Source organism: Clostridium beijerinckii (assembly GCF_036699995.1).
GTDB classification, from domain to species: Bacteria; Bacillota; Clostridia; order Clostridiales; family Clostridiaceae; genus Clostridium; species Clostridium helianthi.
On sequence record NZ_CP144906.1, the window covers coordinates 1,602,509 to 1,618,444 of the forward strand.

The 15,936-nt window shown below is 30.2% G+C and carries 14 protein-coding genes, 1 other RNA gene and 1 riboswitch; of the genes, 14 read left to right on the plus strand and 1 reads right to left on the minus strand.

Going from position 1 to position 15,936, the window contains the following annotated elements; genetic code table 11:
• The first annotated feature begins 233 nt into the window (after positions 1-233).
• The 7 genes from PZA12_RS07450 to PZA12_RS07480 all read left to right on the plus strand — a co-directional run bounded on the left by PZA12_RS07450 (position 234) and on the right by PZA12_RS07480 (position 9,683).
• A complete protein-coding gene (locus tag PZA12_RS07450) occupies positions 234-1,316 on the plus strand; it encodes a cadherin-like beta sandwich domain-containing protein (RefSeq protein WP_103697706.1) in 1,083 nt (360 codons plus the stop codon).
• 115 nt (positions 1,317-1,431) lie between these two features.
• On the plus strand, positions 1,432-2,745 hold the full coding sequence (locus PZA12_RS07455) for an acyl-CoA thioester hydrolase/BAAT C-terminal domain-containing protein (protein WP_103697707.1): 1,314 nt from the start codon (positions 1,432-1,434) through the stop codon (positions 2,743-2,745).
• Positions 2,746-3,210: 465 nt separating this feature from the next.
• Positions 3,211-3,594, plus strand: coding sequence for a MerR family transcriptional regulator (locus tag PZA12_RS07460; protein WP_017211492.1), 384 nt, complete (start codon positions 3,211-3,213; stop codon positions 3,592-3,594).
• Between the two features lie 63 nt (positions 3,595-3,657).
• Positions 3,658-5,121: an MFS transporter gene (locus PZA12_RS07465; protein WP_103697708.1), complete on the plus strand. Its 1,464-nt coding sequence runs from the start codon at positions 3,658-3,660 to the stop codon at positions 5,119-5,121.
• A gap of 163 nt (positions 5,122-5,284) precedes the next feature.
• Positions 5,285-6,235, plus strand: coding sequence for an MraY family glycosyltransferase (locus tag PZA12_RS07470; RefSeq protein WP_017211490.1), 951 nt, complete (start codon positions 5,285-5,287; stop codon positions 6,233-6,235).
• 102 nt (positions 6,236-6,337) lie between these two features.
• A riboswitch (SAM riboswitch) is annotated at positions 6,338-6,446 on the plus strand.
• 158 nt (positions 6,447-6,604) lie between these two features.
• The gene (locus PZA12_RS07475; protein ID WP_103697709.1) at positions 6,605-7,288 is read left to right on the plus strand and encodes a vitamin B12 dependent-methionine synthase activation domain-containing protein; all 684 of its coding nucleotides are present in this window, start codon (positions 6,605-6,607) and stop codon (positions 7,286-7,288) included.
• Positions 7,278-9,683 (plus strand): homocysteine S-methyltransferase family protein, encoded by a 2,406-nt coding sequence (locus PZA12_RS07480; RefSeq protein WP_103697710.1) that lies wholly within the window; start codon positions 7,278-7,280, stop codon positions 9,681-9,683. Before PZA12_RS07475 ends, PZA12_RS07480 begins: the two co-directional genes overlap by 11 nt.
• A 111-nt stretch (positions 9,684-9,794) precedes the next feature.
• On the opposite strand, the gene PZA12_RS07485 is transcribed toward PZA12_RS07480, so the two are convergent.
• Positions 9,795-10,598, minus strand: coding sequence for an MBL fold metallo-hydrolase (locus PZA12_RS07485; protein WP_103697711.1), 804 nt, complete (start codon positions 10,596-10,598; stop codon positions 9,795-9,797).
• Between the two features lie 248 nt (positions 10,599-10,846).
• Here PZA12_RS07485 and PZA12_RS07490 point away from each other — a divergent pair, with 248 nt between their 5' ends.
• The 7 genes from PZA12_RS07490 (at position 10,847) to PZA12_RS07520 (ending at position 15,890) form a co-directional block, all read left to right on the plus strand.
• A complete protein-coding gene (locus PZA12_RS07490) occupies positions 10,847-11,395 on the plus strand; it encodes an ECF transporter S component (protein ID WP_103697712.1) in 549 nt (182 codons plus the stop codon).
• A gap of 271 nt (positions 11,396-11,666) precedes the next feature.
• Positions 11,667-11,912, plus strand: coding sequence for a DUF1292 domain-containing protein (locus PZA12_RS07495; RefSeq protein ID WP_011968737.1), 246 nt, complete (start codon positions 11,667-11,669; stop codon positions 11,910-11,912).
• 16 nt (positions 11,913-11,928) lie between these two features.
• Complete coding sequence (locus PZA12_RS07500; protein ID WP_077305567.1) at positions 11,929-12,327, plus strand: hypothetical protein; 399 nt, start codon at positions 11,929-11,931, stop codon at positions 12,325-12,327.
• 56 nt (positions 12,328-12,383) lie between these two features.
• Positions 12,384-12,577, plus strand: a non-coding RNA gene (ssrS, locus tag PZA12_RS07505) — 6S RNA.
• Positions 12,578-13,280: 703 nt separating this feature from the next.
• Complete coding sequence (locus PZA12_RS07510; protein ID WP_078115016.1) at positions 13,281-13,478, plus strand: DUF896 domain-containing protein; 198 nt, start codon at positions 13,281-13,283, stop codon at positions 13,476-13,478.
• Positions 13,479-13,484: 6 nt separating this feature from the next.
• On the plus strand, positions 13,485-14,393 hold the full coding sequence (hprK, locus tag PZA12_RS07515; RefSeq protein WP_011968740.1) for an HPr(Ser) kinase/phosphatase: 909 nt from the start codon (positions 13,485-13,487) through the stop codon (positions 14,391-14,393).
• A 99-nt stretch (positions 14,394-14,492) separates the two neighbouring features.
• Positions 14,493-15,890, plus strand: coding sequence for an aminopeptidase (locus PZA12_RS07520; protein ID WP_078115017.1), 1,398 nt, complete (start codon positions 14,493-14,495; stop codon positions 15,888-15,890).
• Positions 15,891-15,936: the final 46 nt, after the last annotated feature.

A 15,936-nucleotide genomic window follows, 5' to 3' on the forward strand; every position in this document is an offset into this window, starting at 1 on the left:
TCTCCTATTTTTATTATATAAAATTATGCTGATAATAAAGAAATTAAATATAAAAAGTTCATTTATAGTACCTGAAAAGATATAAATAATTGTATTATATAGTAATTAAGGACTTATAAGTTAATTAAGGTAAATACTATATACTGATAATATTACTTAGTTATAGAATGAGAAGGTTGTAATATATTAATTTAATACAACAAAAAGATGCAATAATTTAAGGGGAGATAAAAATGAATAAAAATATAAAAAAAATAATAGCAATTACTTTAGCACTAACTTCAGCACCTGCACTAATACCAAACATTGTAAACTTTGGGACAACAGCTGTTTATGCAGCAAGTTCTTCAGGATATATTACTAATATATCGGTAGAAACAAATAAAGATAAAACAGTAAATGTTTATACCAAAAACAATTACAGTAGTAATTATAAGTTGAGTAAAATAAGCGGGGAAGCTCCAACAAAATTATATGCTCAAGTTGCAAGCAGTGTAAAGAAAATCAAAATCACAGATGTTGATTTTGGAACTAATTGTGATAATGTTAAAATTTATAAAGGAAGTACAGAAATAGACTTAGATGAAGAAGTTAAGATTTCGAGCAATCTGACACTTACAATCAAGGCATATAGCGGCACAACACTTAAACAAACTTATACGCTTAAAATAGAAAAGGAAGACTCAGACAGTAGCGATGATGACATATACTTAGATGACTTATCATTAACATATGATAATGATGATATTGATTTTGATTTCGATAAAGATAAATCATCATATGATATAAATGTAAAAAATAAAGTAAGTTATGTAAAAATATGTGCAGATCCAGAAGAGGATGATTATACTGTTAAAGTTAATGGTGATACAGTAGATGAAGATGATGACTGGACAAAGAAAGTATCATTATCAGAAGGGGAGAATACTATTACAGTTAAGATTAAAGATGATGATAGAAATACACGAGAATATACACTAAATATTACTAGAGCAAAAGACAACACAAGTTCAACAACAAGTAGTACAAGCAGTCTTTCTACATCATTAAAGGAAGGTTGGCAGCAAATAAGTGGAATCTGGTATTTTATAGGACCAGATGGATCTAAGCAAACAGGATGGCTAAAGAGTCCATATAGCGGGAAATGGTATTATATGAATGACAGCGGAGTTATGCAAACAGGATGGTTTAAGAGCCCATATAGTGGAAAATGGTATTACTTAAACCCAATCTCTAATGAATTTATAGGTGCTATGGTTACAAATACAACAATTGATGGATATAAAATAGGTTATGATGGTGCAAGAATAAATTAATTAGTTAAATAAAATAAAAGGATTATTTGAATATAGCAAAGAGTAACATACATAGGAATAATATGAATGTTACTCTTTTGTGTAATCATACAATAAACATATGTGGGAGAGGTTAATGGAGAATAATTGTACAATAAGTATTATGCCAGAAGTATCAAAAGTTGATGAACCTGTAACAATAAAAATAAGTGGACTTTTAAAAAATGAAAGAGTATTAATTCGTGCCTTAAGCAATGATTATTATTGCATAAATGCGTCTATATTTGATGTAGGGAACAAAGCAAAGTGGGAATCTTATGCGGTTTTTGTTGCGGATGAAAGTGGAACTATAGATTTAGAAAATGCTAAGCCTATTGAGGGAACATATAAAGAGGCAGATAAAATGGGGCTTTTCTATTCTATGACTGTAAAAGAAAACTATAAAACTAAAATTTCTAAAAGATTAAGTGATATTGGAGAAAACAGAGATCATACAATGACATTTCAGGTAGAGCGTAATGGCAGAGTTATTGCGTCAAAAACACATAAGAGAATTTATTGTGATGAAACTATTTCAAGTGTAGATGTAGTAGAAGATAAACTTTTAGGAAGATATTTTACTTCAAAGGAAAATATACCTAAGCCAGCGATTATTGTTTTGAGTGGAAGCGATGGGAGACTTGAAAAGGCACAGGCAATTGCTGAAATATTTGTAATGCACGGATATTCAGCACTAGCTGTATGTTATTTTGGCCTTGAAGGAACAAATAAAAGTTTAAGCTGTGTGGAGCTTGAATGTGTTGAAAATGCGATAGGCTGGTTAAAAAGACAATCTACAGTGGCAAAAAATAAGATTGGAATTTATGGCAGATCTAAAGGTGGAGAAATGGTTTTACTTGCCGCATCTGTGTTTAAAGACATAAGTTGCGTCATTGCTAATACGCCAAGCTGTTACGTTTATGAGGGCTTAAAAGCTAATAAGTTTCCTTCTAAACATTCATCATGGATGTACAAAGGGAGAGAAATACCATATATAAAATTTAGTTTCTCTATTTTGATTCGGACGCTTGTAAAAATGATGATAGGAAATAAAGAATCTATGGCTTGGATGTACAGGAAGCTCATTGAAGAGGGGAATGCTTGTGAGGCTATGATTCCAGTAGAAAAAATAAATGGACCAATTCTTATGACTTCATCTTTAAAAGATAAAATTTGGCCTTCTAAAACTCACTGTGAAATAATCGTGGAATTGCTTAGAAAAGCTCATTTTAAACATGAATATAAACATATTACGTACGAAAAATCTGGACATATGCTAACTGTACCGTATCAATCCATATATCCTTCAAATAAATATCCAGAGGATATAGATGGTTTTGGAAAGGCAAATATAAATTGTTGGAATGAGACTATAAATTTTTTAAACAAATGGTCAAAACAAAAGATCTAATAAGTAGAATGATTTACCTTAGAAAATGCATCCAAATTACTGAAATAGGTCCAAACCCCTGATGTTTCCTATAAATATTTATATATTTTAATAGTTAAATATTAAAGTATGTAAATATTTAACTATATATGTTTGAATATACATATCTTTGATAATATTTAAATATAAACATATGTTAATATTTAAATTTAAATCTATTGTTATTTTAAGAAAATCTGATTTTGAATTAAATGACTGGACAGGATATAATAATATGACAATCAATCATCTTTACACTTGACTCGTAATTAAAAAGTGTAAAGAGTTTTTTTGTTTATATTTATAATTACTGAAGCCCTGAAAAAATATCTTGACTTGGAGTTAACTTCAAGTGATAAGTTATATATGACAATAAAGATAGAAATAATGTATTTCCAAGAAGAATTGGATTGTAAAATTTCATTAAGTATTAAGGAGGTGATTTTTATGACAATTACTGAAGTAAGTCAAAAGTACGATATAACGGCGGATACACTGAGATATTACGAAAGAATCGGTTTGATTCCGCCGGTGTCTAGGAATTCAAGTGGTATAAGAGATTATACTGATGAAGATTGTAATTGGGTTCATTTTATGAAGTGTATGCGTGGAGCAGGGCTTTCTATCGAAGTATTAATAGAGTATATATCAATGTTTCAAAAAGGAAGCTCTACAATTAATGCTAGAAAGGAACTTTTGATAGAACAACGCAGTAAGCTTGCACAAAAGATTAAAGAAATGCAGCAAACCTTGGAACGGTTGGATAATAAAATTGATGGATATGAGGAGAGGATGCTGGCAAAGGAAAAACAGCATTTAGCCGATTCATAATAAAGAGTTTCTTTTATGAATTACTGAATATAATAAGTTTAGCTAAGGAGGAATTTTTCGAGGATGAGTAAGAAAGGAATTTTGATTGTAACACTGGCGTTATTGTTATCAAATGCAATGGCTGGTTTAGATGGAACAATTGTAAACACAGCCTTACCAGCAATAATAAGTGATTTACATGGAATTCAATACATGGGGTGGATAGTAGCTGTTTTTTTATTAGGAATGGCAGTAGTAACTCCTCTTTGGAGCAAATTAGGAGAACGTATTGGGAACAGAAGAACATATCAAATAGCAACATTATTATTTGCAATTGGTTCAATATTTCAGGCATTATCAAGTAATATAATTTTTTTTCTTATTGCAAGAACCATTATGGGAATAGGGGCAGGTGGAATGAACACTATCCCATTTATCATTTATGCAGATTTGTATACAAACTTAAGAAAGAGGGCTAAGGTTATTGGATATGCCACAGCAAGCTTTAGTGCAGCAGCAATTATAGGACCTTTAATAGGCGGCTGGATAGTTGATACTTTTAGTTGGCATTGGGTATTCTATATCAATGTTCCAATCGCATTAATCTCAATACTAAGTGTTCAAATTTTCTTTAAAGAGCCCAAAAAGATTTCTACAGTAGAAAAAATTGATTACTTAGGTGCTGTAATTATGATAGTTAGCTTAGTAACTCTTTTAACAGGTATTCAAATGATAGAGACAGCTTCATTAAGCTTGGTTAGCAGTTTAATTATTATAAGTCTTATTTTATTGATAGTACTATTTAAAGTTGAAGAAAAGGCAGCGGATCCTATAATACCTAATAGACTTTTTAGAAATGGGCCATTAGTAGTTGATTTCGTATTATTTTCTCTTTTATGGGGCGCATTTGTTGCCTTTAATATATACATACCAATGTGGGCGCAAGGATTATTGGGATTAAGTGCTTTAATTGGAGGTGTGACTCAGATTCCAGGTTCTATTACTAATTTTCTGGGCTCAGTAGTTGGACCAGCTATGCAGCCAGGATTAGGTAAATATCGTACAATTGCTCTAGGAACATTAGCGTTTATAATTTCTTTTGGAATTATGGCATTAGCTGGAATAGCTATACCATTATGGGGTCTATTAATAGCAGGAGCATTTGAGGGATTTGGTTTGGGTTTAAGTTTTAATATATTACAAATAAGCGTACAACAGGATGCCGAAAAACGAGATATTCCAATTGCAACATCATTTGCATATCTTTTACGTATTTTAAGTCAAACATTTATGTCATCAATATATGGAGTAATTTTAAATAACGCTTTAAACAAAGGTGTGGCTGAATCTCATGGAGAAGTTACTATTGAAGCATTAAATAAGTTGAGTGACTCCCAAAGCGCAGGTGATTTACCCAAAAATTTATTACCACTTATGAAGCAGATTATGTACGGTGGTTTACATAATATCATGTTAGTTGCATTAGTTTTATTAGCTATTGCGTTAGTTTTTAATATTGGAATACAACTAAAGGTGAAAAAGAAGTAGTATTTTAAAAGGAAAAAAATTATGTTCTTAGTTTTTAATTATACCGTAATAATTTTGTAATTGATATAAGATATCTTTAATAGTATAATCAAATAGGAAGTAAACCAAGATGGAATACTTGGATATAATTTACTACTGTATATTTAACTAAGGAGTAGGAAAGATGGATTATGTATTAGCAATGGTAATTTCACTTATAACTGCATTAATTACCATGCCATTTCTTATGAAACTAGCTAACAAATTACATTTCACGGATAAGCCCAGCAAAAGAAAACAACATAAAGTGCCAACACCACTATGCGGAGGTTTAGCATTATATTTTGGTTTTTTTGTTTCGTATTTTATATTCCCAAGGGACGATATGAAGCAGCAATTAACTGTTTTTGTTGCAGCAACAATGATAATAATAATTGGTTTAATAGATGATTGGTATAAGACTAAAGGAAAAGAATTTGCTATATTTCCAAGATTAGTTATTCAGCTATTATCTGCAATCTTAGTGTTTAAGGCAGGTGTTTTTTTTCAAGGATTTACAAATCCTTTTACAGGCAGTTATGTAGAGTTGAACACTACAATACAATTTATCCTTACAATAACTTGGATATTTGGAGTTACAACTGTAATTAACTGGTCTGATGGTATGGATGGATTGGCAGGAGGGTTATCCCTCATATCTGCAATAACATTTTTCTTAGCAGCAATTATATTAGAACAAAGTGATTCTGCATTAGTATCTATAATGTTAGTTGGAACAATTTTGGGATTTTTGTATTATAATAGATTCCCGGCAAAAGTTTTTATGGGAGATTCTGGAGCTAATTTTTTAGGATTTATTTTAAGTATAACAGCATTGGAAGGGGCATTTAAGCAGGCAACTGTTTTAAGTTTGTTTATACCAATACTTGCTTTAGCAGTACCTATATTTGATAATTTATTTGTCATTATTAAAAGATTCTCGGAAGGGAAACCAGTGTATCAAGCAGATAGAAGCCAGATACATTTTAGATTAGAGAAAAGAGGTCTTACTACTGTACAAGTCGTAAATTACATAATGTTAATAAGTTTATCTTTTAGTGCGATTTCTATAATATTGCTGCTGATTAAAAGATAAAGTTAGTATATTTAGACATTTTATATTTTAAGTGTAGTATTTAAAGTTAAAGATGAAAGATTTACAAGCAAGATATTATAATATATAATTAAGAATTATAGGAACTTATCAAGAGTGGTGGAGGGACTGGCCCGAAGAAACCCAGCAACCGGTAAATTTTATAGAATTACTTGGTGCTAAATCCTGCAGCGTAAAAGCTGGTAGATAAGGTATTAAAAAGCATTTAAGCCTAAAGGAATACCTTTAGGCTTTTTTTGTTAAAATAAATTATCAAAAAGAAAGATTATATAAATGATTGTGAAGAGTAACAATGAAAATTTATAGGACATGGTAGTGCTTTGAGATTAGTAATAAGGTGGTGATTAATATATGGGAGATTTGAAACTACAGATAAACAAGGATGAAGTACTTAGGTACCTTGGATATAAAGGACAGGATATAGATGAAAATATTATAAATCTTATTGAGGAATGCAGAGAAGAAATAAAGAAGATAATTACCCCAAGATTTATGTATGAATATAAAGATATAATACAGCTTGATGAGGCTATAGAGGTTGTTAATACAAAACTAATTTTATATGGAAAAGATATAAATGAGCATCTTAAAGATTCAAAACAGTGCGTATTAATGGCAGCAACTTTGGGAAATGATGTAGAAAGAAAAACGAGATTATATGAAAAAATAAATTTAACAAAGGCACTTATATTAGATGCTTGTGCTACAACGGCAGTAGAGGAAATATGCGATTATGTAGAAAGTATTGTTAAGGAAAAAGCTATATTGAATAATAAGGATATAACTTTTAGGTATAGTCCAGGTTATGGAGATTTGCCGTTAGATGTTCAAAGTAGCTTTTTATGGGTATTAGATGCTCAAAAAAAAATTGGACTTACTGTATCAGAAAACAATTTACTATTTCCCAGGAAATCTGTTACAGCAATAATAGGAATAATAGATAGTGGAAGTAAAAAGAAAATAAAGAGCTGCAAAAAATGTGCTAACTATAAAAATTGCAGTTTTAGAAGAGAGGGAGAAATCTGTGGGGCTTAGGGAATATATAAAAAATAACATATTAATATTTGATGGAGCTATGGGAACAATGCTTCAAAAGAAAGGACTGAAATTAGGAGAAAATCCTGAAATCTTAAATCTAAAAGAGCCACATATAATAGAAGAAATTCATAGAGAATATATATCTAGCGGTGCTAATGTAATAACTACTAATACTTTTGGTGCTAATGAACTTAAGCTAAAACTTTGTGATTTAGTGGTTGAAGAAGCGATAGATGCGGCAGTTAATATTGCCAAAAAAGCTAAAGGAAATAGTGAAACATATATAGCACTGGATGTAGGTCCTATAGGGGAACTCTTAGAGCCTATGGGAACTCTAAGTTTTGACAGAGCGTATGAAATTTTTAAACGACAAATAATTCAAGGGGTTAAATCTGGTGTTGATATAATTTTAATTGAAACAATGACAGATTTATACGAGCTTAAGGCCGCAGTGCTTGCAGCAAAGGAAAATTCAAGTTTGCCAATATTTTGTACAATGACCTTTGAAGAAAATTTGAGAACATTCACCGGATGTACTCCAGAAGCCATGGTACTTGTATTAGAAGGATTAGGAGTAGATGCACTTGGAGTTAATTGCTCTTTGGGGCCAAAGCAGCTAAAACCAATTGTTGAAGAAATATGCAACTTATCACATATCCCAGTAATGGTTCAGCCTAATGCAGGCCTTCCAACATTATCAATAGGTAATGAAACAAAATATGATGTTACTAAAGAAGAATTTGCAGATACTTTATGTGGATTTATTGATCTAGGGGTAAGAGTGATAGGTGGATGTTGTGGAACAAGTCCAGAATATATCGAGGAATTGTATAAAATAACGAGAAACAAGAAACTTGTGTCCATAGAAAAAGAATATTATTCCGCAGTTTGTACACCATCAAAAGTAGTAAGGATAGATGGTGTTAGAATAATAGGTGAACGAATTAATCCTACAGGTAAAAAGTTATTTAAGGAAGCTTTAAAAAATGGAGATTTAGATTATATATTAAATCAAGCAGTTTCCCAAATAGAAGTTGGAGCTCACATTCTAGATGTTAATGTAGGATTACCTGAAATTGATGAAGCAGATATGATGCATAAAGTAATTAGAGAGATTCAAGGCATCATGGATACACCACTTCAAATAGATTCTTCTGATCATAAAGCAATAGAGACAGGGCTCAGATATTATAATGGAAAACCTATATTAAATTCTGTAAATGGAGAAGATGAAGTTTTAGATAGAATACTTCCTATAGTAAAAAAATACGGCGCAAGTGTAGTAGGTTTAACATTAGATGAAAGAGGTATTCCAGCAAAAGCAGAAGAAAGGTTTGAGATTGCAGAAAAAATAATAAGTAAAGCAGCGGAATACGGAATAAGAAAAGAAGATGTATTTATAGATTGTTTAGTTTTAACTGTGTCAGCTCAGCAGAAAGAAGTCCAAGAAACTTTAAAAGCTGTAAGAATGGTTAAAGAGAAATTAGGAGTTAAAACAGTACTTGGAGTTTCAAATATATCGTTTGGCCTTCCTAATAGAGAATTAATTAATGAAACTTTCTTGGCTCTGGCTCTTGCCAATGGGCTAGATTTACCAATAATCAATCCTAATGTGAATGGAATGACTAGAGTTATTGATTCTTACAATGTTTTATATAATTATGATAAAGGCGCTGAAAGGTATATTAATAGTTATGCAAATGTAGAATTATCAACAAACGTTATTATTAAAGGTAATGGATTAGTAAAGAATAATTCAAATACAAATACAGTTCATGATTTAAAGTATATTGTCGTTAAAGGACTAAAAGAAGAGGCAAAGCAAGCTACAGTTGAATTATTAAAAGAAAAGAAGGAACTTGAAATAGTTAATGAGTATTTAATTCCAGCATTAGATATGGTTGGAGAAAAATATGAAAAAGGAGAACTTTTTTTACCGCAGCTAATTCAAGCGGCTGAAACAGTAAAAAATTCATTTAGTATCTTGAAGGAAGAAATATCTAGAACTAATTCTCAAACTATATCAAAGGGCAAGATAATTGTAGCTACAGTAAAAGGAGATATTCATGATATAGGTAAAAATATAGTAAAAGTTATCTTAGAGAACTATGGCTATGAAATGATAGATTTAGGGAAAGATGTACCTATAAAGACTGTTGTAGAGGAAGCAAAAAAACATAATGCATCTTTAATTGGATTAAGTGCTCTTATGACAACGACGCTTAAAAGCATGGAGGAAACAATAAAAGCCCTAAGAGAAGATGGATATAATGGAAAGATATTTGTTGGTGGAGCAGTACTCACAAAAGATACAGCAGAGAGAATAGGTGCAGACTTCTATGCCAAAGATGCAAAGGAATCAGTAGAAATTGCAAGAAGAGTACTTTCATAATAAATAGTAAATTCAGAAACTAATATTTAAAAGGTTGTCCCATGTATTTAAAATGCATGAAACAACCTTTTTATTTACAAGAAATTTATATTGAAGCCAAATTATAAAATATTATAATTCTATTATATCTAAATCATCAGGCATGTATATTTTTCCGCTGAATACTTCTTTACCTTCATTTATGTACAATTCTTTTCTATTCTCTAGATTTTTATCCTCTGTATGATACAAAATAACATTTTTAACATTTAGGTCCTGTGCATTTTGGCAAGCATCTTTTGCAGTAGCATGGTGTTTTTCATATGGTTTAAATATTTCTTTTTGGGAGTAAAGGCAAAATGCTTCATGGAATAAATAATCTACATTAGCACAATATTTCTTCACAGTTTCTCTATAAGGTTCGTCACCTAAAAATGTTAGAGATTTACCATTATTTAATGTTGCTGTGAATCCATGTTGTAGATCTTTTGTGCTTTTTATATCGAAGAAAGTAGTTTTTCTATTTAATATAGTTGCTGTATAGTTATCCTCAATTCCATTAAATAATATTCTATCATCAAATAATTTTAAAAATTTTTTTTGAAGCACAAACGAAGAAATTGATTTTATAGCATCTATTGAAGTTTTATGGCAATAGATATTTAAATTTCCAGAGTATTTATCATTTAGTATGCTTTGTGCTACAGCACGGATAACCCAAATGCTTCCTAGTATATGATCATTATGATTATGAGATATAAACATATTATGTATTTTATTAATTGGTATATTTAACTTTTCTAGATTTGATAGTATTGTATTACCACCACCTGCATCAATAAGGAAGTGTTCGTCTTCATTAGAAAAAGTAAAACATGTATTATAGCATTTTGTAACCATTGCTGAACCAGTGCCGAGAATATATATTTTTTCCATCTTAAATCTCCTTGTATAAATATAAAATTTTTAAAGATAATATGAGTAAAGATCACTAAATATTAAATTTAACATAATTACAATTATAAGAGTTAATTGAAATAAATTCAATATTATGATAGTGCTACATAAATTAGCTTAAGTCTGATATATAAATACAAATATATTTTGTCAAATGCATTTACTTATAATTAGACATGCTATATACTAGTGTATATACATGTGATGCAAGAGGAGGAGAAAATATAATGAATAATAAAATAAAACAAATGGTGTATGCCGGATTACTTACAGCATTAGCAATAATAATTCCTATTCAGTTTGGGTTTTTAAGAATAGTTATTCCACCATACTTTACTGCAACATTAGCGGCTCATGTACCTATGATGTTATCAATGTTGATATCGCCTTTTGTGGCAGCTGTAGTTGGAATAGGTTCTACAATTGGATTTTTAATAGCTGGAACACCAGCACCAGTAGTAGCAAGGGCGGCAACTCATATAGTTGTAGGATATGTTGGAGCAATGATAATTATGAAAAATAAAAGTTATGTTAAGGCAATAGCAATAACAGCTCCAATCCATGGAATCTTAGAAGCTCTAGTTACAATACCATTTATAGGATTCTCGATTGCTGTTTATCCTGCATTGATAGTTACAGTTGTTGGTGCAATATTACATCATTCAGCAGATAGCATAATAGCATATGCAATAGTTAAAGCTATGGCAAAAGCAAGGAAGAAAAATATTTATAATGTTTTTGGAGAATTCAAGACTCAAAGAGCTTTACAGAGATAAGGATAATTAGTACTTATAATTTATAGAATATAATAGAGATGTTCATATTTAAAGCTGAGTGCATGATATTTAGATGCATTCAGCTTTGTTTGTTTAAATTATATGGAAAGTTATAGAAAATAATAAAAAAAATATAGACAAAAATACTAAATATCATATAATAAGGATAGAATAAATTTAAAGTTGTAAAATTGAGAAGTATGTTAAATGTTATTTGACTAAGAATCTTAAGAAAAACAATTTCAAATTAGAATACAATGAGGTGAATATTTTGGAAGAAAAAGAAATAATGTCGTTTAAAGATGAAAATGGAAATAAAGTTGATTTTGAAGCTATTGCAAAGATATATTTAGAGGAACAAGGATATTTGTTACTATCACCAGTAGATGAAAAGTGTGATGATATGTTTGCATTTAGAATAGATATTAATGAAGAAGGCAATGAAGAATTAAACCTTGTGGAAGATGATAAGGAATTTGAGGAAATAAAGAAAGAGTATAAGAAATTATTGTATTAAATAGGAGTGAAATTGAATGAAGAGTTCAGAAATAATTGATTTTTTGGAAGACAATGACTTAGCAGAGGTTGAGGAGATAAAACACAAAAGCAATTATGTGATAATAAAATTTTATTATGATTTCGATAAGGAAGAAATAAGTGCTGCAAAGGCATACTCAACTGAAGAAAGTGATTTTGAACCAGAAAGTGATGAATGGTATAATGAATATTACATTCCTTACCTAAAAGATATCGCTGTAGATAATGTAGATTCAATAATGGAAGAAATAACGGATGAGTTTGAATTAGAATCTAAATATAAAGAATTCGGAATGGAAAATGGGAATAGTGGATATTTCAAGTTTATAGCAGCATTTTCTGAAGAGTTAACAGATATAGAAATGGAAGATATTTTAAACGATTACTATGAGTAAAACTGGTATTAAAATACTATTGAAAATATATTTCCTTATGTTATAATTAAATCATAGATTTCCTGAGATGTGCGTAAAGCTTATGATATTCAACCTACATTACATTATCGGGATTTACAATATATTCATAAATGTCAGGCTTCATTAAAATCACAGGATTGTGTCAGTAGAAGACAGGAGTGAATTGAGTTTAACCCACCTGCGAGGCGCAGGACTTGAATATATAGGTGAACGGCATGTTGGGAGCTATGATTGAATTCAACACCTCTATTAGAGGTGTTTTTTTATGTACAATAAAATATAAACAAAAAGAAAATACCAAACATATATCTAGTTTGGTATTCAGTTATATTAACATAAAACTAAAGTTATAATTAAATATTCTAGTTCTTATAAAAGTAGCTATTTTTATATTTTATTTATTGCTATATTTTAAGCAGCTATGTTTTTTACAGATTTAGAGTTATGTTGCTTATAATATATTGACATTAATTCTTTTTGATATAAGACAATGTACTTGTCCAAATTTTGAGATAAATCAACTATAAATGTTTTACTTGGTGAAAAAAACAATAATAATAAATTAAGTAGGGTTTTCCTAAGTACAATATTACATTTTAGTTTAAAAATTACCCAAGTTTTCATACTAACACCTCTTTTTATCAGACTTGGTTTTTGTTATATGATTATTATAAACAAGAAAAGAAAATTTGTAAAAATATTTCATAATACAATTAATGACAATAATTTGCAGAAATGTTTAATAAAACGGTTAATAATTTGTTTTTCTAGTAGATTCATACCTGCATAGAACATAATTGTATATATTTTACAGGTGAAGCGTTCGACAAACGATTACGAAGAAGAATAAATGGTGTCGAAAAAATTCGGGTTGATTATATTATTTTAAATGGTAAAATTATTGATATACGGATAGAAAGGATGAAAATATGATGGACATTGAAAATGCTAAAATAGAAGAAGTTATAGAGAAAATCAATTCATTATATAAGACTAGTCAAGAGAGAGAATTGAGTAATGAAGAGAAAGATTTGCAAAGTAGATTAAGGAAAAGATATATAGATAATGTTAAGAAAAATTTTAGAGCGCAATTAGAAGGTATAGAACTTAACAATAAGAAAAAGGGATGATGAGAATTGGGTGTTTTAGTTAAAAAGTTAATTGATGATTTAAACTTAGAAGTGCTTGTAGAAGGAAAAGAAGATGTTGAAATTTCAGTAAATGATATAAATAGACCTGGGCTACAGCTTGCAGGTTTTTATAATTATTTTGCTCCAGAGAGAATCCAGGTTATAGGTAAAGCAGAATGGAGTTTCTTAGATTATATGCAAATTGAATTAAGGAAAAAAAGAGTTAAAAAATATTTTAGCTTTGACATAAATTGCTTAATCATAACTAGAGGATTGGAGCCACATCCAGAGTTCATAAAGGAAGCAAAAAAGCACAATATATGGTTTGTTAGAAGTAATTTAGTTACTACACAATTTATAAGCAAAACTACAATATACCTAGCTGATAAGCTTGCACCAGAAACAAGATTGCATGGAGTTTTGGTAGATGTATCTGGTATAGGAATATTGATTACTGGAGAGAGTGGAATAGGAAAGAGTGAAACTGCATTAGAGTTGATAAAAAGGGGACATAGGCTTGTCACAGATGATGCAGTTGATATAAAGGACATAGATGGACAGCTAATAGGAAGATCACCTAAAATAACTGTTGGAATGTTAGAGGTCAGAGGCCTTGGCATAATTGATGTTACAACACTATATGGATTAAGTTCAGTAGTTCAAGAGAAAGAGATAAGGCTAGTTATGCATTTTGAACATTGGAAAGATGACAATGATTATGATAGGCTAGGAATAGATAATGAATATATGAATATACTAGGAATTAACGTGAAGAAATTAACGGTTCCTATTAGACCAGGTAGAAATATCGCGGTTATTATAGAAGCAGCAGCAGTAAATTATAGACACGCATTAATGTCTAAAATTACACCAGTTGATGTAATTGAAAATAGAATGAATGAGCTTAATGATTAATATAGTATGTAACTATTTTTACATAACTCAAGTCTAAGTAAATGATTTGAAATGCTTAGAATATGAGATATATATTTATCATCAAAAGGAGGATTGACTATGGAAAATGAAAAAAAAGATTTAAGCAAAAATGCATGGAATAAATATGATGAGAAAGAAGTAAAAAGCATATTCGAGTTTTGTGAAGGATATAAGAATTTTATGTCTAAATGTAAAACTGAAAGAGAATGTGTTAAGGAAGTACTTAGATTAGCTAAAGCTGAAGGCTATGAAGATATAGAGGAAATTATAAAAAATAATAAACAATTAAAATCAGGTGACAAGGTTTTTGCAAATAACAAAGGAAAAGCTGTTGCGTTGTTTATTGTAGGAAGTGAATCTATAGAAAAAGGGCTAAAGATATTAGGAGCTCACATTGATTCACCAAGATTAGATCTTAAGCAAAATCCACTTTATGAGGATAGTGAGTTAGCTTTACTTGATACGCATTATTACGGCGGAATTAAAAAATATCAATGGGTTACATTGCCACTAGCATTACACGGAGTGGTAGCAAAGAAAGATGGGACTGTAATCGATATTTGCATAGGTGAAGATGATAATGATCCTGTTGTTGGAGTGTCTGATCTTTTAATTCATTTAGCAGGAGATCAAATGGGTAAAAAGGCTGACAAGGTAGTAGAAGGTGAAGATCTTAATGTATTAGTTGGAAGTATGCCTTTAAAGGGAAGCAAAAAAGATGCTGTTAAGGGAAATATATTAAAATTATTAAAGGAAAAATATGACTTTGAAGAAGAAGACTTTTTATCTGCTGAAATTGAGATTGTACCAGCTGGAAAGGCTAGAGATTATGGTTTAGATAGAAGTATGGTTATGGCTTATGGGCACGATGATAGAGTGTGTTCATATACTTCACTAATGGCTATGTTTGAAATAAAAGAGCCTGATAAAACTTGCTGCTGCCTATTGGTTGACAAAGAAGAAGTTGGTAGTATCGGAGCAACTGGAATGCACTCAAGATTTTTTGAAAATATAGTTGCAGAAATCATTGATAGAATTGAAGGATATTCTGATCTTAAATTAAGAAGATGTCTTACTAATTCAAAGATGCTATCATCTGATGTTAGTGCAGCTTTTGATCCTAATTACCCATCAGTAATGGAAAAGAAGAATTCTGCATTCTTTGGAAAAGGAATGGTATTTAACAAATATACTGGAGCTAGAGGAAAATCAGGTTCTAATGATGCTAGTGCTGAGTATATGGCAGAGCTTAGAAATATAATGGAAAAGCATAATGTTTCAATTCAAACTGCAGAGCTTGGAAAAGTTGATGCTGGTGGCGGTGGAACAATTGCATATATATTGGCTCAATATAATATGGAAGTAATAGATTGTGGAGTTGCACTTCACAATATGCATGCACCTTGGGAAGTTGCAAGTAAAGTTGATATATTTGAAACAATGAAGGGATATAAAGCTTTTTTAATAGAGGCTTAATCTCAATAAATTAAGAAAAAAGATATTATCAAGTCTAAGGACTGAT